General features: G+C 67.5%; 13 protein-coding genes and 5 pseudogenes. 9 read left to right on the top strand and 9 right to left on the bottom strand.

Translation table 11 applies throughout. From position 1 onward, the window contains the following. Nucleotides 1–410: 410 nt before the first annotated feature. The 3 genes from ACIBJG_RS33975 to ACIBJG_RS33985 all read right to left on the bottom strand — a co-directional run bounded on the left by ACIBJG_RS33975 (nt 411) and on the right by ACIBJG_RS33985 (nt 5,091). A complete protein-coding gene (locus ACIBJG_RS33975; protein WP_399313535.1) occupies nt 411–1,892 on the bottom strand; it encodes a DHA2 family efflux MFS transporter permease subunit in 1,482 nt (493 codons plus the stop codon). 586 nt (nt 1,893–2,478) lie between these two features. Continuing rightward, nucleotides 2,479–2,853, bottom strand: coding sequence for a hypothetical protein (locus ACIBJG_RS33980; protein WP_399313537.1), 375 nt, complete (start codon nt 2,851–2,853; stop codon nt 2,479–2,481). Nucleotides 2,854–3,663: 810 nt separating this feature from the next. After that, nucleotides 3,664–5,091, bottom strand: a complete 1,428-nt coding sequence (locus ACIBJG_RS33985; protein WP_399313539.1) for an endo-1,4-beta-xylanase — start codon at nt 5,089–5,091, stop codon at nt 3,664–3,666. Between the two features lie 985 nt (nt 5,092–6,076). Between ACIBJG_RS33985 and ACIBJG_RS33990 the strand changes: the two are divergent. Next, nucleotides 6,077–7,498 (top strand): annotated as a pseudogene (locus ACIBJG_RS33990) (non-reducing end alpha-L-arabinofuranosidase family hydrolase); the annotation flags it as partial. A gap of 21 nt (nt 7,499–7,519) precedes the next feature. Here ACIBJG_RS33990 and ACIBJG_RS33995 read toward each other — a convergent pair. Further along, a pseudogene (locus ACIBJG_RS33995) lies at nt 7,520–7,963 on the bottom strand (sigma-70 family RNA polymerase sigma factor); the annotation flags it as partial. 171 nt (nt 7,964–8,134) lie between these two features. On the opposite strand from ACIBJG_RS33995, the gene ACIBJG_RS34000 reads away from it, so the two are divergent. Further along, nucleotides 8,135–8,434 carry a GFA family protein gene (locus ACIBJG_RS34000; protein WP_399313541.1) on the top strand — a complete coding sequence of 100 codons (300 nt, stop codon included), beginning with the start codon at nt 8,135–8,137 and terminating at the stop codon, nt 8,432–8,434. Between the two features lie 394 nt (nt 8,435–8,828). On the opposite strand, the pseudogene ACIBJG_RS34005 reads toward ACIBJG_RS34000, so the two are convergent. Next, nucleotides 8,829–9,716 (bottom strand): annotated as a pseudogene (locus tag ACIBJG_RS34005) (NAD(P)-dependent oxidoreductase); the annotation flags it as partial. A gap of 39 nt (nt 9,717–9,755) precedes the next feature. Here ACIBJG_RS34005 and ACIBJG_RS34010 point away from each other — a divergent pair. After that, nucleotides 9,756–10,172 (top strand): MerR family DNA-binding transcriptional regulator, encoded by a 417-nt coding sequence (locus tag ACIBJG_RS34010; protein ID WP_399313542.1) that lies wholly within the window; start codon nt 9,756–9,758, stop codon nt 10,170–10,172. A gap of 9 nt (nt 10,173–10,181) precedes the next feature. Beyond that, on the top strand, nt 10,182–11,276 hold the full coding sequence (locus ACIBJG_RS34015) for a PLP-dependent cysteine synthase family protein (protein WP_399313543.1): 1,095 nt from the start codon (nt 10,182–10,184) through the stop codon (nt 11,274–11,276). 275 nt (nt 11,277–11,551) lie between these two features. On the opposite strand, the gene ACIBJG_RS34020 is transcribed toward ACIBJG_RS34015, so the two are convergent. Beyond that, nucleotides 11,552–12,607, bottom strand: coding sequence for a prevent-host-death family protein (locus ACIBJG_RS34020; protein WP_399313545.1), 1,056 nt, complete (start codon nt 12,605–12,607; stop codon nt 11,552–11,554). Nucleotides 12,608–12,946: 339 nt separating this feature from the next. Here ACIBJG_RS34020 and ACIBJG_RS34025 point away from each other — a divergent pair. Beyond that, nucleotides 12,947–13,240: pseudogene (locus tag ACIBJG_RS34025) on the top strand (IS630 family transposase); the annotation flags it as partial. A gap of 21 nt (nt 13,241–13,261) precedes the next feature. Then, nucleotides 13,262–13,699 (top strand): cytidine deaminase family protein, encoded by a 438-nt coding sequence (locus ACIBJG_RS34030; protein ID WP_399313547.1) that lies wholly within the window; start codon nt 13,262–13,264, stop codon nt 13,697–13,699. A 316-nt stretch (nt 13,700–14,015) separates the two neighbouring features. Here the strand turns inward: ACIBJG_RS34030 and ACIBJG_RS34035 are convergent, their stop codons facing one another. After that, nucleotides 14,016–14,873, bottom strand: a complete 858-nt coding sequence (locus ACIBJG_RS34035) for an oxidoreductase (protein WP_399313549.1) — start codon at nt 14,871–14,873, stop codon at nt 14,016–14,018. Further along, complete coding sequence (locus tag ACIBJG_RS34040) at nt 14,870–15,091, bottom strand: Atu4866 domain-containing protein (RefSeq protein ID WP_399313622.1); 222 nt, start codon at nt 15,089–15,091, stop codon at nt 14,870–14,872. The genes ACIBJG_RS34035 and ACIBJG_RS34040 overlap by 4 nt, the downstream gene beginning before the upstream one ends. A gap of 198 nt (nt 15,092–15,289) precedes the next feature. On the opposite strand from ACIBJG_RS34040, the gene ACIBJG_RS34045 reads away from it, so the two are divergent. From ACIBJG_RS34045 to istB, 3 genes and pseudogenes are all read left to right on the top strand, one after another. After that, nucleotides 15,290–16,132 carry a helix-turn-helix transcriptional regulator gene (locus ACIBJG_RS34045; RefSeq protein WP_399313552.1) on the top strand — a complete coding sequence of 281 codons (843 nt, stop codon included), beginning with the start codon at nt 15,290–15,292 and terminating at the stop codon, nt 16,130–16,132. Between the two features lie 303 nt (nt 16,133–16,435). Further along, nucleotides 16,436–16,741, top strand: a pseudogene (locus ACIBJG_RS34050) (IS21 family transposase); the annotation flags it as partial. After that, a complete protein-coding gene (gene istB / locus ACIBJG_RS34055; RefSeq protein WP_399313554.1) occupies nt 16,741–17,559 on the top strand; it encodes an IS21-like element helper ATPase IstB in 819 nt (272 codons plus the stop codon). The pseudogene ACIBJG_RS34050 and the gene istB, both read left to right, overlap by 1 nt. A gap of 460 nt (nt 17,560–18,019) precedes the next feature. On the opposite strand, the gene ACIBJG_RS34060 is transcribed toward istB, so the two are convergent. Beyond that, nucleotides 18,020–18,583, bottom strand: a complete 564-nt coding sequence (locus ACIBJG_RS34060; RefSeq protein WP_399313556.1) for a DinB family protein — start codon at nt 18,581–18,583, stop codon at nt 18,020–18,022. Nucleotides 18,584–18,849: the final 266 nt, after the last annotated feature.

Consider the following 18,849-nt stretch of genomic DNA (forward strand, 5'->3'; position numbering starts at 1 on the left):
GCGGACTGACCTCGGTGCTCCTGCACGGCGCGACGGCCACGCCCGTGATCAGGCACCTGGACCGGCGGCGTTCCCGGATCCCGTGGACGTAGCCGCCCGGGGGGTGGGCGAGCGAGATCCTGGTCGTGGCCTGGAGGTGGAGAACGGTGTACTTCAAGTCACGGGGCGTTGTCTCGCCCGCTACTTCGGGGACGGTGCTGTACGACGCTGACCAGGCGACCGGGCGACCGGGCGACCAGGTCCGTTCTCCACCGGCGGGACGCCGGGGCGGGGGCGCCCGGCTCCTCAGCCGGCCGCCACCCACCTTGGTCGTCCCCGTACAGCCCTCTTCGGCATGCGGGAACCACCACATGACCCGATCTGCGTGGACAAGGACAGACCGGCGTCGATGTCGCCGATCCGCCGCCTGCTCAGTGGCCCATCAGCACCGTGGGGTCTGCGTCCTTGACCTTCCTGCGAGGCAGGAGGGCGGCGGGGGCCAGACAGAAGGCGATCAGGATGGTCGCTACCAGGAACACGGAGGCGAACGCGTCACCCATCTGTGTCTGCACCTCGGTGGGCGAGGTCGCGTTGACGTCCTTCAGGCCGTTGGTGAGGAGCACCGAGAAAAGGGCGGTGCCGATCGAGGCCGCGACCTGCTGGACGATGTTCATCAGCGTCGAGCCACGGGCGACGTTGTGGTCCGTGAGAGTGGCCAGCGCGGATGCCATGATCGGCATCATCGAGGCGCCCATTCCGAGGCCCATCACGAAGAGCGCGGTGATGATGTAGGTGTAGGACGTGTCGGAGGCCAACTGCGTGAACATACCCATGCCCACTGTGATCACCGCGATGCCGGTCAACACGATCTTGCCGGGTCCGATGCGGTCGGCGAGCATGCCGGCGATCGGCATCGTGATCATCGCCCCCACACCCTGAGGTGCGAGGAGAAGCCCGGAGTCCAGCGCCGACTCGCCGCGCACCTGCTGGAAGTAGAGCGGGAACAGCAGGCTGGCGCCGAAGAACGCGACGGCGAACAGAGACATCGCGATCACCGAGATGCTCATGTCCCGATTGAGGAACAGGCGCAGGTCGACCAGCGGGTGAATGTTGCGCCGATGCAGGGCCCACGGCACGAACGCGATGATGAGAACCAGCCCTATGCCTGCGGGAACGAGCACTTTGGCAGCCCAGACCGTTCCCGTCTCGGGTATGGACGAGACGCCGTACAGGAAAGTCGCCAGCCCCGGCGAGAGCATGATCATGCCCAGCCAGTCAAAGGTCTCGGACGGCTGCACACGGTCCTTCGGAAGGACGATTGCGGCATAGGCCAGCGCGATCGCACCAATCGGTACGTTGATCAGGAAGATCCAGTGCCAGGAGGCGGCGTCGATCAGCCAGCCACCGAGGATGGGACCGAAGATCGGGCCGAGCAGCATCGGGATACCGAGCACTGCCATTACCCGGCCGACTCGCTCAGGGCCTGCTGCACGCGTCAGGATCGTCATGCCCAGAGGCATCAACATGCCGCCGCCGAGGCCCTGGAGGACGCGGAACGTCACGAGCATCTCAAGTGAGGTGGCAGCAGCGCACAGTGCGGAACCGGCGGCGAACAGGACGATCGCAAGGAGGTAGAGACGTTTGGTACCGAACCTGTCGGCCGCCCAGCCGGTGAGCGGGATGACGCTTGCCAGCGCCAGGGTGTAACCCGTCATCGTCCAGGCCACTTGGGCCGAGGTCGCGTGGAACTCCTTCTGGAACGTCTGCAGTCCGACCGACACCACCGTGATGTCGAGGATCGACATGATCCCGCCAAGCACGATCACGCCGGCTACAAGGAGAACCCCCTTGTCCAGCCGGTCTCGGGACGTGGCCTTGGGGGGACTGCTCTCGCTTTGTTGTGAAGCGGTCACTTCTGAACCCTTCCAGGGAAAGACTGAACCATCCCGGTCGTCTGGTCCGTCCACGCCCTGGGGCTGCCGGATGGCCGCGACGGTCGTGGAGCCTTACTCAAACGGGAGACTTCAGCCCTGTTCAGGTCGCAATGCAACCGGGCGCCCCCACCCTCACACCGGACTACATGATGGTTCGGAATACTGATGAACCTATATTGGGCAGGACCGTACCACCCCCTGTTGGGCCGGCATGAGGCTGGGAATGACAAGGAGATCGGGCGGCGTGCCCGCGCTGACCGGCGCAGACCAGGTGGACGGTGACTGGGGCGTTCCCGATCGGGCCCGCAGCCCAGGTCGGTGCAGTGGTGCTGGACGCAGACCGTGGCGGTGCTCTTCTTCACGTCGCCGGTCTCGTCGACCACATTCGGCGATGGTCCAGCAATTGTTGCGCGGCAGGTCCGAGAACAGCCCAGGCGTCACACTCCGGACCGGGGCCGGGATTCGATGCGGGCGAACCGTCAGGTGGGCCTTGACCTCTGATGTTGGACACACGAGACACTGGATCCTGAGGATCTGAGAACGGACATCTCGTGGTCATGAAGAACTATCCGCCGGAGTTCAAGGCGGAGGCGGTCGCGCTGTAGGAGTGGCGGCCGGAAGCGACGATCAGGTCGGTCGCCGCCGATCTGGGGATCAACCCGGAGACCCTGCGGCACTGGGTGAGGGTGGCTGGAGCAAGCCCTCCACGGGGACGACGGACGCAGGAACCGGCCCAGAAGTCGCCGGCCAGGACGACCGGCAGGCCGTTTGCCCAGGTCTCGATCCGCTCCAACAGTGCTGGAGTGTCATTCTTCGTGGCGTCGTCGCGCCGAAGGCGTGTACTACAGGCCAGGACCGCGCGCCCGTCGACCGGGGCCTTGGCACAGACCACCGAGCGCTTCTCCACGGTGAAACCGGGCGGGGTCAGCTCCGCCGACATCCCGGGTCACCTCGCTTTGCGGGGCCTTGAGCAAAGGCGCCTGGCCGAACGATCTGTCGTCACCCCACTTGGAGCAGCCGTCTGAGGTCTGCGTACTCGTCCACACGCCCGCGTAGACGGGCAACGCCTGCCGAAGCCGGTCGTACTGGCCCTTGCACACCTCCTGACGCATCACCACATCGGTGTCCCAGTCGGTGATGTGACCCTGCAGGCCGTCGGCCCAGGCGGTCAGTGACATGTCGCTCTGACACTTCGCCGCATACGCCCCGCATACGCCCCGCAGACGTTGTACGAGATCGTACGGACCGGGGGCGTACCCGCCGGTGCCTCGGCAGACATGGCCGCCGGCGACGGCACGCTCGCGAACAGGCCGGTGGCCAGAAGCAATGACGCGGCTCCCCCCCCGAAGTGATCTTCCCTCGGCCAACGCATTCCCCGCCCTGTTCAGAGTCAAGCAGAGAGGGACAGGGCAGATCAGGCCATTGGGCCCGTGCCGCCGGGAGACGCCGTACCTGATGCGGCGCTGACCAAGTGGGGTGCGGTCACGTCCCGCCGGCGGACCTGGGCGGACTTCGGGAGCGCGTCGAGCGCGGTGGCTGTTCTGGGAGCCCCCGGCGCTCGCCCCGCCCGGGCCGCCGATCCGCGGCGTTCCGAGGAGTCCGGCAGTTGATGCGAGGCGGCGGTGCATGCCGGTCCCGGGTCGCCATTGCGGCGGCGACCCGGGACCATCAGCGATGTCTTCCTGGAGGGGCGAAAGAAGCCGTACCGGAGGCCGTCATTGTTTCGCTCCTTCGTCTGTGACAGGTCCCCTCAGGTGCGGGTCCAGCGCTGGTTACTGCCATTCGAGCAGGAGTAGATCTGGATGGGGGTTCCGTTGGCGGTGCCGGCGGCGTCGAGGCAGAGGCCGGACTGGACTCCGACGATGGATCCGTCGGAGTTGAGGCGCCATTTCTGGTTGTCGCCGCCCCAGCAGCTGTAGATCTGGACCTTGGCGCCGTTGCCGGTGCCGGCGACGTCCAGGCATTTGTCGCCGTAGACCCTGAGCTCGCCTGCTTCGGTGTAAGCCCACTGCTGGTTGGAGTTGCTGTGACAGTCCCACAGCTGGAGCTGGGTGCCGTCGGTGGTGCCGGCGTTCGGCACGTCCAGGCAGCGGCCCGAACCGGTGCCCTTGATCTGTCCGGAATCGACAGGGGGAGTGGTGGTGGTGCCGCCGTTGAGCGCGTCGAGGACGGCGGTGTAAGCGGGCTTCTTGCTGCCGTCGCCGCTGAACAGCAGCGGCGTCTGCTCAGATCGCCAGGAGTCGGTGTCGCGTACGCCCCAGACCGTGATGCCGAGGCAGCGCGGGACCGCCAGGCAGTCCTTGGTCACATTGGCGTAGGTCGAGGCCGGGGCGCCCTGGATGTCGAGTTCGGTGATGGCCACGTCGACGCCCAGGGCGGCGAAGTTCTGCAGGGTGGTGCGGAAGTTGCTGTTGTAGGGGCTGCCGCTGTTGAAGTGCGACTGGAAGCCGACGCAGTCGATCGGCACGCCGCGCTGCTTGAAGTCCCGGACCATGGAGTACATGGCCTGGGTCTTGGCCCAGGTCCAGTCCTCGACGTTGTAGTCGTTGTAGCAGAGCTTGGCCGCAGGGTCCGCGGCACGCGCGGCGCGGAAGGCGACCTCGATCCAGTCGTTGCCGCTCCGCTGCAGATTGGAGTCGCGCCGGGCCCCCGAACTGCCGTCGGCGAAGGCCTCGTTCACCACGTCCCACTGGGCGATCTTGCCCTTGTAGTGCCCCATGACACCGTTGATGTGGTCGGTCATTGCCTGGCGCAGTGTGCTGCCGCTGAGGCTCTGCATCCAGCCGGGCTGCTGGGAGTGCCAGGCCAGGGTGTGGCCGCGCACCTGCTTGCCGTTCTGCGCCGCCCAGTTGTAGACGCGGTCGGCGGAGGTGAAGTTGAACTGGCCCCGCTGCGGTTCGGTGGCGTCGATCTTCATCTCGTTCTCGGCCGTCACCATGTTGAACTCACGGCTTGCGATCGTCGTGTACGTCGAGTCGCTCAGCCTGCCCGAGGCGATTGCGGTGCCGAAGTAGCGGCCGCTCTGCGCCGATGCGGCGCCGAGCGTGCTCTCGGCGGCGTGCGCGGTCGGCGGCGCGACGAGCGCGGTCACCGCTGCAAGGACGCCGACGACCAGCGTAGGCAGCAGGCCGCGAACCTTCCGGCGTGCAGCGGGTCTGGGAAGGGGATACGAGCCCATGGCTGTGCCTCCAAGATGGCTATTGCGAAAGGACCGAAATGCGGGGGATCGGGTTATCCGCCCCGTTCGCCGGATGGACGGAGGGGGCGGGCCGGTTCCCGGCAGCGCAGATTCACCGGAATCGCGGTCATGGGACGGGACGATCTTCGACGCAGGCACGGTTACTCCATCGCGGCTCAGCCGGGGGCCGCCATGCGGCCTCCTGCGCCTCTCCAACTGCAGGAAGAAGCAGGATGCGCTGGTGCGAACCTCACCGGAGCGGAACGGAACGGAACTGGGCGGCGCAGGTGCAGAGATGGGGGATCTGTAGCAGTCATGCGTGGAACTGCCGCGGGGCACGGGCGGCCCAAGGCTGGTGTCGTTCGGCGTATCGAGCTGTGGTCGGCTTCTCAGACAGGAATGATTGAGGTAGTGACGAAGCAGCGTCAATACTCACGACGCAGAAGTTTCTGTCGAGGGTTCGAAACTTTCGAACTTCGTTAGGTCGGGGAGTGGTGCCCCGTCTTCGTGCGAACCGCTGGGTCGATGAGCTGTATCGCGCACCTCTGGAGTTCTTCCCGGTCGCTGTCTCGGCTTGGCGAGGTGAGAGGTAGGTGGCTTCCGGCAGGTCGGAAGAGGGGTTTGGCGGTGGCGTTCCTGAAAATGTTTCGGTATCGCTGGCGATACGTGCGAAAGGTATTGACGCCGTTGTTGGGCTCCCTATCATTCAGGTTGACCGACACTTCGATCCTTGGTCGGCATTTCGAACATGTCGAGTCCGCCGCTCGCGCGGTTGGGTGACTCCGGGTCGTGCCGCATGAATGCTGAGACGCGAGGAGTCGCACCTACTGAAATGTCATGATCCTGCCAATCTTGGGCTGTGGCCCACTTCGGAAGGCCGCTATGCCGCCGCGCTCACCCGCCGGCGCCACGTCCCGCACCGCCCGACAGTCCGGGCAGCCTCGACGAGGTCAGCCGGAACCGTCTCAAGCTTGAGGAAGTCCCCATGCACAGGAGAAGTTTCAGCCGCAGACATTCGTCCGCGGCACTCGCCGCCGTGGTTGCGGCCCTGGCCGCGTTGGCGGCCATGCTCGTCGCCGCCCCGGCCCAGGCGGCTGCCAGTGGCGCGTTGCGCGGTGCCGGATCGGGCCGGTGTCTCGACGTGCCGGGCGCCGTCCAGGCCGACGGCACGTACCTGCAGTTATACGACTGCTGGAACGGAACGAACCAGCAGTGGACGCTGACGGACGCCGACCAGCTGACCGTATACGGAAACAAGTGCCTGGATGTTCCGGGGCACGCCACCACAGCTGGTAGCCGGCTGCAGATCTGGAGCTGTTCCGGCGGTGCGAACCAGCAGTGGCGGGCGAACTCCGACGGCACGGTCCGTGGTGTGGAGTCCGGGCTGTGCCTGGAGGCCGCGGGCGCCGGTACGGCCAACGGCACGGCAGTGCAGCTGGGCACGTGCAATGGTGGCAGCAATCAGAAGTGGACCGGCCTGACCGGGACGCCGCCGACGGACGGCACATGTTCTCTTCCGTCGACGTACCGCTGGTCCTCGACGGGTGTCCTGGCGCAGCCGAAGAGCGGCTGGGTCGCGCTGAAGGACTTCACCACGGTGACGCACAACGGCAAGCGCCTGGTCTACGGGTCGACCTCGTCGGGGTCGTCGTACGGCTCGATGGTGTTCAGCCCCTTCACGAACTGGTCGGACATGGCGTCGGCCGGCCAGAACACGATGAGCCAGGCCGCGGTGGCGCCCACACTGTTCTACTTCGCGCCCAAGAACATCTGGGTGCTGGCCTACCAGTGGGGTTCGGCGGCCTTCGTGTACCGCACGTCGAGCGATCCGACCAACGCGAACGGCTGGTCCTCTCCGCAGCCGCTGTTCACCGGGACCATCTCCGGTTCCGACACCGGCCCGATCGACCAGACCCTGATCGCCGATGGTCAGAACATGTACCTGTTCTTCGCCGGTGACAACGGCAAGATCTACCGGGCGAGCATGCCGATCGGGAACTTCCCGGGCAACTTCGGCTCCTCGTACACGACAATCATGAGCGACACGAAGGCCAACCTCTTCGAGGCCGTGCAGGTCTACAAGGTCCAGGGGCAGAACCAGTACCTCATGATCGTCGAGGCGATGGGCGCGAACGGGCGCTACTTCCGCTCCTTCACGGCCTCCAGCCTCAACGGCTCGTGGACCCCGCAGGCCGCCAGCGAGAGCAATCCCTTCGCGGGCAGGGCCAACAGTGGTGCCAACTGGACCAACGACATCAGCCACGGTGACCTGGTCCGCGACAACCCCGACCAGACCATGACCATCGACCCCTGCAACCTGCAGCTCCTCTACCAGGGCAAGTCTCCGAACGCGGGTGGGGACTACAACGCGCTGCCATGGCGGCCAGGGGCCCTCACCCTGCAGCGTGCGTCAGGCAGCCCGCACGACGGCCTCCGCGTAGGAGAGTCCGAGCAACTGGGTGAGGACGAAAGCCTGCCGGCGGTCGTAGGGGAGAGCGGCCAGGAGTTCCTGGAGCGCCACGCCTTCCTCGAAGCCGGGCAGTCCGGTCGGCTGGGCGCGTTCCACGGTCGTACGCCAGTCATGGGTGTCGGCGAGCAGAGGGCGCGCGGCGGCCCTGCGGAAGTCGTCGATGACGGCGCGGCGGGCGATGGCGAGAAGCCAGGTACGGGCCGAGGAGCGCCCCTCGAAGCGGTGGAGTGTGCGTAGCGCGCGCAGAAACGTGTCCTGCGCGAGGTCCTCGGCAGCCTGTGGATCGGCGGACAAATGGGCCACGAACCGCACGGCATGTCCGAAGTCCCCGGTCGCGTCGAGGAGATCAAGAGCCTGCCGATGGGAGGGGTGATTTGCTACCCGCTGTGGCGAGCAGGGGATGCCAGACTGGTGTGCTCAACTCGACCTCACAGCAGTGGAGACCACCTGATGAACGCTTCCCCCGCTGAGGCAACCGAAGAGCGTACTGGCGGATGCCTGTGCGGCCGGATCCGTTTCACCGCCACGGGCCCGGCGGTCTACCCGCACACATGCCACTGCGACCATTGCCAGATGCTCGGTGGGGCCCCGGCGATGTGGTGGGCCGGCTTCGAGCGGGTCACGTGGACGGGCGAGGGCGGTGAGCCGACCTGGTTCGAAACGTTCCCGGGCAAGGCCAAGCGCGGCTTCTGCCCCACCTGCGGGAGCCGAGTCGCGGCGGTCGACTGCGATGTCCCCGAGATCGGCATCAACGTTCCGGCCCTCGACGATGCCAGCGGCGCGGACCTCACGCCGGTCAACGCTTCCTTCCGCCGGAACGCGGTGCACTGGATGCCGCCGGTGCCCGACACTCAGCGCTGCCCCATCGGCTGACACACAGCCTGCTCAGGTGGCCGCCAGCATCGCGACGGCCTGCTCTCTGCAGCTTCCTGGCGCACGGACTGCGTCAGAGACCCAGTGACCGAACGCCGCGCGGCTCTGAGGTGAGGCTGCACCATGACAACCACGCCCGGCCACACGCAGCCGACGCCGACCAGCCACCTCATCAAGCGATTTTGATCAACGTTCCCCGGTTCGCCGTGCACCTGTTGACGGTCGGCCAGGTGCTTGCGCACCCGGTCGGTGCGGGCGCGGGGATCACAGCCGCCGGGCAGCGCACCATGACGGCGCACGGACCTGGCGCGCAGGTGAAGGAGCTCGGCGTGTACGGGCAGCAAGCCGACAGTGCAGGGCTGACCCGGGTCAGGACCCGGCCGCTGCGCGAGACTCATTGCTTGCGGAACTGTTCCACCAGCGCCACGTATCCGCTGCTGCCGTGGCCGGCGGCTGCCGCTAGCTCCGCCAGGGCCATGAAGAGCCTTGGCAGTTCGGAGTTGAGGCCGAGTACCTCGCTCTCCTCGACCACCTGTGTCATCGCCGTCAGATGGGTGTCCACGGTGCCGTCGTCGGCCGGGTAGACGCCGTCGTCGGCCTGCCGCGCGTAGCTCGGAAGCCAGCCTGTCACCATGTCGATCGCGGTTCGTGCGACGGGGAGGTACGCCGTGGCGGACACACCGGCCGAGCCGAGGATCGCGGTTCCGTTGAGGAAGCCGTCGAGCATGCTCCACATGAGGACAAGCGTGGCCATCTCGTGTGTGGCCGACAGTCCGGGGTCATCACCGAGGTAGAGGCCCGTACCGAGACTGCCCAGGCAGGACTCCTGGGCTTCGTACACCGGTCGCGGCCCGCTGTAGGCGAGCACCGCGTCAGCCGTGCCGACCGCCTCCGGGACGGCCATGACCCCGCCGTCGAGGTAACCGCCGCCGCGGCGCACCACCTCCTCGGCGAGCTTCCTGGCGCGCGAGGGCGTGCCCGAGGTCAGGTTCACCACGACCCGATCGTCGAGCAGCCCGTCGAGGATTTCCACCACGGCGTCGTAGTCCGATACGCAGACCACCACGAGCGGGGCGGCCGCTATCGCGACCCCGGGGGACCCGCGCGCGTCGCGCCCCGAGCCACGAGGTCGTCGGCCTTGGACGGTGTGCGGTTCCACACGGTCGTCGGGTGTCCCGTGCGCAGGAACGCCCTGGCGAGGGCGCCGCCCATCAGCCCAAGGCCCAGAACGGTGACAGGTGAGCCGGTGTGCATCATGTGCTCCTTCTCTGATCGCCGGCACAATCGTCAACGTTCACACCGGTATGAAGGTCAAGGGGGAATGCGCGTTCTGATCGGGGAGTTGAGTCGGCAGACCGGGGTCAATCCGCACCAACTGCGGTACTACGAGGCTCAGGGCCTGCTGGTGCCCGGCCGCGGCGACAACGGCTACCGCGAGTACGGCGAGGACGCCGTCCTGACCGTGTCCCAGAAGGGATCACCGTGGTGCACCGCAGAGTGCTTCCAAGCCGCAAGGGGTCAGGCCGGCCTGGACCACGGCCAGGTTCGCCACTGGACATCCTGGCACCGCCACATCACCCTCGCCATGCCCGCGCTGGCCTTCGTGGCCGCCGTCGCCGTCGGCGCGAAGTCCGCCACAGGCCCAGACCCGAACGGCCCGGTCTCATCGGTGTTGGCGGGTTCTCACCGCGGTGTGCTCAGGCAGCGACTGGGATCGCGTTCGAGATGGTGCCAGTAGTGTCTGGTCATGACTGAGGAGCACTCCAACGCGTGGGCCGCCGCAGCGATCCGACGGGTAGGGGCAGACGGCCCGCAGGTGGCGCCGACGCCTCTGCGTCGGCTTCCGCTTGCCGCGATCCGGGACATCCAGGTCTACCTCAAGGATGAGTCCGCGCACCCCACCGGCAGCATGAAGTACCGCCTGGTGCGGGCCATGTTCTGCGAGGCGATCGCCAGCGGCGCCATCAAGGCTGATACGCCGGTGATCGCGGCTACGAGCGGACCGGTTGCCATCGCCGGAGCCCACTTCGCGAGCCTGCTGAGCCTGGACTTCACAGCCGTCGTGCCGGCCAGGACCCCTCCTGAAGTCCTGGCCAGAATTTCAGGAGAGGGCGGGCGGTGGCAGATTGCGGAGCAGCCGCCGGCCGCGGCGCAAGAGGAGGCGAGAGCGTTGGCCGAGCAGTTCGGCGGCCACTTCCTTGACCACTTCACAGACGCGGAGCGGGCGATGGCCGTGTGTGGTGAGCCAACGGTCGCCGACGAGATCTTTGTTCAGTTGAGCCGGGAGCAGCACCCGATTCCGCAGTGGATCGTCACCGGTGCCGGAACAGGAGCGACCTCTGCGGCGGTCGGACGCCACCTGCGGCGACACGGCCATCCGACTCGGCTGGCCGTGGTTGATCCGGAGAACTCCGCCTACTTTCCGGCGTGGGTGAGCGGGTGTGGCGACTACACCACGGGGATGCCCTCGCGGATACCCGGCATCGGCCGTCCACGAACCGAACCCGGATTCCTGCCGACGGTGATCGACCTGATGATTCCGGTACCGGACGCGGCGTCCATTGCGGCCCTGCGGTGGCTCCGTACGGCTGCCGGGATCGAAGCCGGACCGGCGACCGGCACCAACTTCTGGGGAACGTGCCACCTGGTGGCACGGATGCGTGAAGCGGGGGTACGGGGCAGCATCGTCACCCTCATCGGCGATACCGCCGGCCCGTACCTGAACACCCACCTCAACCCGTCCTGGGTTCATGCGCGGGGGCTTGACCCCGCACCGTACGAAGCCGACATCGAGCGTTTCGTCCACACCGGGGAGTGGCCGGCCGGGGCGCGGCCCGTGTGATCCTCAAGCGCGGACAGCCCTGCTGTTCTGTAGAACGCCCGAGGGGAGCCCCGGCGCCGTCCGAGGGAGACCATGGGCAGCTTCGCCGAAGAGAAGAACGGCTGAGTCAGCTGTCCTGTCCGGCGGCACGATTCCGCGAAAACCATGTCGGCCGAGAACAATGAGGGGCAGCGTTCTCAATCAACGTGGCACCTCACCAGACCAGCGCATCGTCATCTGACGGTTCGTGGTGAGGCGTCCCGGCGGGCCCGGCAGTGCGCCCTCGCGCCCCCGTTTCAGCGGCGGGCCGGACGGGCGCAGAGTACGTTACCGGAGGTGACTGCGTTCCGGGGCAGGGCGAGGCCGAAGGCCCGTTCCAGTCCTTCGAGGAACAGCGCGATGTTGTCCGTCCAGTTGCCTGCCTTCTCCGCGATGCGGAGGTGCAGGTTGAGGAAGGACAGTGGCGCTTCCGGGGCGAACGGCGCCTCCCCCGGGGCGTACCAGATGAGCTCGTACATGTCCCGCCGGTCTTCGGCGCCGTCCTCGATCGGGAAGGGGTTCTGGTACACCCCGTCCTCGAAGTAGCTGAAGGCGTAAACGGCCTTGGCCATGGTCGCGCCGAGCGTGATCTGCTGCTCGGGAGGCGGGTCGAGGGAGCGCGAGAAGGCATGGTCGAAGTCGTGGTAGCCCAGCCACGTCCAGCCGTTCTCCTCCCCGAAGGCCAGCACGCGGGTGAGGTCGTCGGTGCCCTCCCGTGCGTCCCGCTCCTCGACCTGGTGGAGCAGCAGCCCGTCGGCGATGTCCTGCGCGTCGGCCCCGTAGGCGAGGGCGACGTCCTCGGCGGTCAGCCCCTTGATGAACACGAGTTCCGTGAAGGGCTCTTGGCACCGCCAACTGCCGGCGATCCACGCCACGCCGTCGCCCACCGGGCCCTGGCGGGCGAGGAACTCCTCGAACGCGGCCGCCTGCTTCGGGGGCATGTAGCCCTGGCGGGCCGTGCGCGCCCTGTCCTCCAGCCAGGCGAGCTCCGCCACGGACCTCAGCTCCGCCACGACCACCCGGTCCCGCACGAAGGTCATCCGCCCCCCGTCAGCGTGCACGTACCGGATGTACGGGCCCTGCGGGTCGGGGCCGAACGGGTGCCCCTGCCCCGATCCGGATCTGGGCCGGTGTCGCGCTCCGTCGTGGGCCCGTTGGGCAAAGTGTTCCAGCTCGGCGAGTTCCGCCGCGGGGAGGAGCACACTCGTCGGCTCGCCGCCGTCGACGACACACACCCGCTCGCCGGTCTCCTCGACGTGACCGACGAGATCTGCGAAGTCCGTTACGGCATCGCCCAGTTCAACGTTGTCCATACGACGGGACATTACTGGCGGCGACGCGGCGACGCGGCGGCCGGGCCGGGGGCGGGTTCTGAACCGCCTCTGCACCACGGAGCGTCACCGCTGCGTGGGCTGGTGCGGACCATGCCGAACCTGCAGGCGATCTGTTCTCCGCGCGCGCCGGAGAGCAGTCCGGTGCGGTCCGGGCTGATTCCGGCGAGACGAAGGCGGCCGGGGTGCGTTCGGAGAAGGACTTGAGGGTATCGGAGGCTTCGGCGCCTGCGCCTGCGCGTGTGGCGGTGTTGAGGTTGTGGAGTTCGTCGACTTTACCGACCGCAAGAGCTCGTGAACCGGCTCTGAACTGCGACGACCGTGCGGATCGCGATCGGCAGTGACAACTTCTCCCCGCACCTGACCACGAAGAAGGTGCCAGCGCGTCGGCGACTGGGCTGCGGCGAACAACGTCTAGATGGCCTACACCCGGACCAACGGTTCTTGGCTCAACCGCATCGAGGCCCAGTTCACCGCCCTGCGCTACTTCACCCTCGACGGCACCGACCACGCCGGCTACAAAGAACAGGGCGGCATGATCGGCAGCTCTGGCGGAACAGGCACACCGCCGATATTCGCTTGCGCACCATCGTCAAGCGGGTCAACGTCGCCTGACACCTCATGAAGGCAGAGAAGATGACCACGCAGACCCGCCACGTCGACCACGAACTCATCCAGGCCGCAGCCCACGTCGCACGCACTCGCTGCCGGGGCAACAACCACACCATGGCGGCCGCAGCCCGTGCCCAGGACGGCCGGATCATCACAGCAGCGAACGTCTACCACTTCACGGGCGGCCCCTGCGCCGAGCTGGTTCTCCTCGGCACAGCCGCTGCCCAAGGCGCCTACGAGCTGGACACGATCGTCGCCGTGGGCGACGGCGACCGGGGAGTCGTTCCCCCGTGTGGACGGTGCCGCCAGGTCCTTCTCGACTACTTCCCGGCCCTGAAGGTCATCGTCGGGGCCGGCGAACGGCTCCGGACCGTGTCCATCTCCGATCTGCTTCCCGAAAGCTATATCTGGGCCGATCATCAGCTCGACACTGAGGAAACCGAACCACTCAGCACGAGCTGACACCCTCAGACATAGACAGGGCGAACGTTGTGTGATGCGGCATTAGCCGTGTTTCCGTACACGTGCGCGAGACAATCTCACGATGGAGCAGCCGAGTTGAACAATGCGGGCGCGGACACGTAGAACTGCGACAACAGGGCCTCCGGGAACTGCTCGGTTCGGTTCGCACCTCCGAGCTACCAAGGGGCGTCTTCACGCGCCTACAGCCCGGCCGCGCCGCCCGGTACGGGAGAGGCCGACGGCACCGCCGCCGCGGCCTGCCCGTCTTCCTCCTGCGCGTCGTCTCGAATGCCGGGACCTGGGGTGTGCGGGTGACCTACGAAGCCTCGTCGGCGGGGGTGTGGTCGGTGGACAGGGTGAGGTCTTCCCAGGTGTCGAGGTCGCTCTCGACCGCCGCGCGTCCGGCACGGACCAGGCGCAGGGCGTCGGATCCGAGGACGAGGTGGGCCGGCGGGTTGGGTGTGTCGAGGATGCGCAGGAGGGCGGTGGCTGCCTTGGTGGGGTTGCCGAGCTGGTTGCCGCTGGCGGCCTGGCGGGCGGCGCGGATGGGTTCGAACAAGTCGTCGTAGTCGGGGATGGATCGTGGTGCACGGACCATGGAGCGGCCCGCCCAGTCGGTGCGGAAGGAGCCCGGCTCGATGGCGGTGACGTGAATGCCGAAGCCGGCGACTTCCTTACCGATGGCTTCGAGGATGCCTTCCAGCGCGTACTTGCTGCCGCAATAGCCGGAGACGCCGGGGAAGGAGGCAAGCCCGCCCATGGAGGTGACGGCCAGGACGTGCCCGCGGCGCCGTGCGCGCATGAACGGTAGGACGGCCTGGACGGTTGCCGCCGCGCCGAAGACGTTGACGTCGAACTGGGCGCGCAGGTCGGCCAGAGGCGTTTCCTCGAAGGTCCCTTCCAGGCCGTAGCCGGCGTTCGCGATCAGCACGTCGATGGACCCAACGGTCTTCTCGGTCTCGGCGATGGTGGTGATGACGGCGTCGTCGTCGGTCACGTCCAGGATGCGGGCGTGGGCACGCTCCTGGTGCAGGGCGGTGAAGGCAGTCGCGTCGGCATCCTTGCGGACGGTGCCGACGACGGTGTGGCCGGCGTCCAGGGCAGTGGTGGCGAAAGCGCGGCCGAGGCCGCTGCTGACGCCGGTGATCAGGACCGTTTTGGACGGGGGTGTCATGCCTGCTGCTCCCTGTAGAGGACGAGGTGCTCGTGGAAGAGCACGCCGTCGCGGATGTCGCCGGTGGCGGTGAAGCCGGTGTCGTCGACGTAGTCGAGGTGGTTGCCGGTGACGGTGTAGCGGCCGGTGTAAGCACTGGGACGGGTGCCGCGGGCCTCGTCGTAGCGGCCGTCGGGCAGTAGTTCCTGGCGGATGTGCCCGTCCGCGGTCACCCACATCCCGACCACGTCCACGTCACCGGCCCCCCGCCCGGCGGCTGCGTTCGGCGGGCTCGACCGGTTGCTCACCAGGTGCTCCTTGTCGTTCGCGGCGTTGATCGCCAGCCTGGACGGGCTGGAGGAAGGGAGCCAGGGCGAGTCGTGCCTGGGTACGGTGCACCCAGGCACGCGGCGTGAGGTGTGGCTTAGCCTGAAGGGGTGACCAGCAACGATCTCGGACATTTCCTGCGCGCTCACCGCGCCCGCCTGCGACCCGACGATGTCGGGCTCGCCTCCTACGGTGCGCGCCGGGTGGCGGGGCTGCGGCGGGAGGAGGTCGCGGTGCTGGCCGGCATGAACAGCGACTACTACGCCCGTCTGGAGCAGGGGCGTGAGCGCAGCCCTTCGCCGCAGATCCTTGAGGCGATCCGCAGCGCGCTGCGGATGGACGACCAAGCGCGGGAGCACCTGTTCCGGCTGGCGGGCACCGCGCCGGACGGCGAGCGGCCGCAGCCGCGAGAGAGTGTGAGTCCTGCGCTGCGCCAGTTGCTGGACGGATACTCGACCGCCGCTGCGTTCGTCCTGAACCCTGCCAACGACTTCCTGGCGTCGAACGCGCTGGCCGACGCCCTGTTCTCGCCGTTCGAGGACATGGACAACATGGCCCGCATGACCTTCCTCGATCCGGCCGCCCGGAGCTTCTTCACCCAGTGGGGCCGGGCGGCGGAGGCGGTCGTGGCCGGACTGCGCCACGCCACGGGTCTGGACCCGCACTACCGGCGCCTGCACGACCTCGTCGAATCTCTGACCGAGGAGAGCGAGGAGTTCGCCGCCCTGTGGTCCTCGCACACCGTCCACGGCAAGACCCGTGCCGACAAGGAGCTCCTCCACCCCGACGTCGGTCACCTCGATCTCACTTACCAGACCTTCGACGTCCGCGGCGCGCCGGGCCAGCAGTTGGTGATCTACCACGCCGCACCGGGAAGCCCCGGCGCCCAGGCGCTCTCCCTGCTCGGCAGCCTCCAGGCTACCCAGCGTCAGGAGACTGCGCCGGAGCAGTGATGTCCCCGGGAAGGCAGAGCCTTGTGCGCGTGAGCCCATCGCATCCCAGGGTGCGATGGGTTCACGCGCACAAGACAGCGACCACTCGGGTGTTGGCGTCGTAGGGCCGGAAGTGCCAGGGCGGCGCCCAGGACCTGACTGAAGTTCCCCCCGCGAGCTGGACAGCGGGTGTCTACGCTGCCGGGGCGAGGTTCTGTCTGAGCAAGGCTCTCGTTTCGAGCGGGGTGACGTACCCGTAGTCAGGGTGCCGACGGAGCCGGCTGCGGTTGTACTCGACCTCGACGTAGCGAAAGCAAGAAAGTCCAGGTCCGCACCGACACCGACGAGGTCATCGTCACCCTCACCCCCGGCGGAGCGGAAGTCGCCCGCCACTCGCGCTGCTGGGCCAAACAGCAGACGATCACCGATCCCGTCCATGCCCGAGCCGCGGCCCTCCTGCGGGGCAACTACCGCCACCACCAAGCCTCCCGGGCCCTGGCTGCCCGCCAGGCAGGCGCCGCCACCGCGGCTGACCTCGTCGAGGTCGAACAACGACAACTCGACTCCTACGACCGCATGTTCACCCTCATCGAGGGCGGCGGCGGACACGACGAGCCGGAGGCATCCTGATGCCGCCCACCACCACCAAGGCCAGCCCCGACAAGCCCCAAACCGGCCGCCAGACCGCAGCCGACCTGACCTTCCTGACCCGGGCGATGAAAGCCCCCGCGCTGCTGGACGCCGCCGAGCGCCTGGCCGAACGGGCCTTGAAGGAGACCTGGACACACACCGAGTTCCTGGTCGCCTGCCTCCAGCGGGAGGTCTCCGCCCGCGAGTCCCACGGGGGCGAGGCCCGCATCCGGTCTGCCCGCTTCCCCGCGATGAAAACGATCGAGGAACTCGACGTCACCCATCTGCGCGGCATAACTCGCCAACAGCTCGCACATCTGGGCACGTTGGACTTCATCGCCGCGAAGGAGAACACCGTTTTCCTGGGACCGCCGGGAACCGGGAAGACACACCTGGCGATCGGACTGGCGGTCCGCGCCTGCCAGGCCGGCCACCGCGTCGCATTCGCCACCGCCGCCGAATGGGTCGACCGCCTGGCCGCCGCCCATCACGCCGGACACCTCCAGGCCGAGCTCACCAAACTCAGCCGCTACCCGCTGATCGTCATCGACGAGGTCGGCTACATCCCCTTCGAAGCCGAGGCCGCGAATCTGTTCTTCCAGCTGATATCGAACAGATACGAACGAGCGAGCGTGATCGTCACGAGCAACAAACCCTTCGGACGCTGGGGAGAGGTCTTCGGCGACGAGACCGTGGCAGCCGCCATGATCGACCGCCTCGTCCACCACGCCGAGGTCCACTCCCTCAAAGGCGATTCCTACCGCATGCGCGGACGCCAGCTCGGACGCGTCCCCACCGCCACACACGACACCGACTGAACACCAGCAACCAGACCCGGTGGGTCAAAGTTCGACCGCCCAAACCGGGTCAGGATTCAGCCGCCGCCGACACCCGGTGGCTCGACATAGGGGCTCACCTCGTACCCTCCGCACATGACTGAAGCCCCGCCATCTTGAAGTCGCTGGTCATCGGGGTGGCGTGATCGTCTGTGAGCATGCTCGGGTAGATCGTCGGCGGCAGTCTGCGCTCTTGATCGTCAGGCGGCGGGCAAGGTCGGCCTGTTCGTTTCCAGGTCGCGCGGTCGTACGGGTTCGCAGGCTCGCGGGATGACGGAGATCAATGAGGTCGCGAACGAGCTCCCGTCGAACACGGCTTCGCGCACCTGAAGACCTGGCGCATCCGCACCGAACTCCGCACCGCCCCCGCTCGCGCCACCGACCTCCTGCGAGCTCTCCTGGTCCTCTCGAACCTCGAGCTCTCACGCTCACAGATGATCAGTCATATTCGGCCTGGTACGGCTCCGTCCTGCCAGCGGTAGAGGTCGCGCAGCAGAGAAATCTCGGCGCCGTGGTGGATCAGCTCCCTGTTGACGTGCAGGACCCTGTTCTCCATGGGAAACCGCTCGGGACCCGCCGTGGGCGGATTGTCCAGGTCGGCGTCCGAGAGCTCGCGGACCCCCGCGTTCCATCTCCCATACATCTCATCGAGCTGTTTCAGCGCCTCGTCAGCGGTCCCCGCGTAGGCGAATGCCTGGGACTCGACGTCCTGGCCGCCGAAGTACCATCCGACCCGATAGCCCAGGCAGGAGACGATCATGTGCGCCAGCCGCCAGGCAATCGTGGTCACCGGCGCGGGCACCGGGGCAGGGGACGCGAAGTCCATCGTCCATTCCCCCGAACCTTCCGACATCGGTGCGGCCGACGTGCCACCTGGGCGAATGCTCCAGCAGCCGCGCACCGGCTCCCAGAAGTACTCCTCGTCGGAAAGACCCTCCAGCCGTGGCCGCAGGTTCTTGCTCCAGTACCAGTCCAACTGGTCCGCGAGTCCCTCGCTTCTTGTCATTTCCGCACACTACATACAACGGAGACCTGGCCCCTCGTCGACGCCGTCGCCGGCCATGGGCCGCGAGACGTACCGCACCGGGAGATGACGCTGGGCCCTGATGAGCCGTTCGGGCCGCGCCGCCGCGAGCGGCTCAGCCTCGACCAATGACATGACGGATGACATGACTGATGACCAAGACTGCAGACTCCCGCCCCGGATCGGCATGAGTGTCCCGAGCGAGCACCACGCCAGAGCCTCCGACCCGCATGTTCGAAGATGGCGAA

The organism is Streptomyces sp. NPDC050422, assembly GCF_044458665.1.
Classification (GTDB): Bacteria; Actinomycetota; Actinomycetes; order Streptomycetales; family Streptomycetaceae; genus Streptomyces.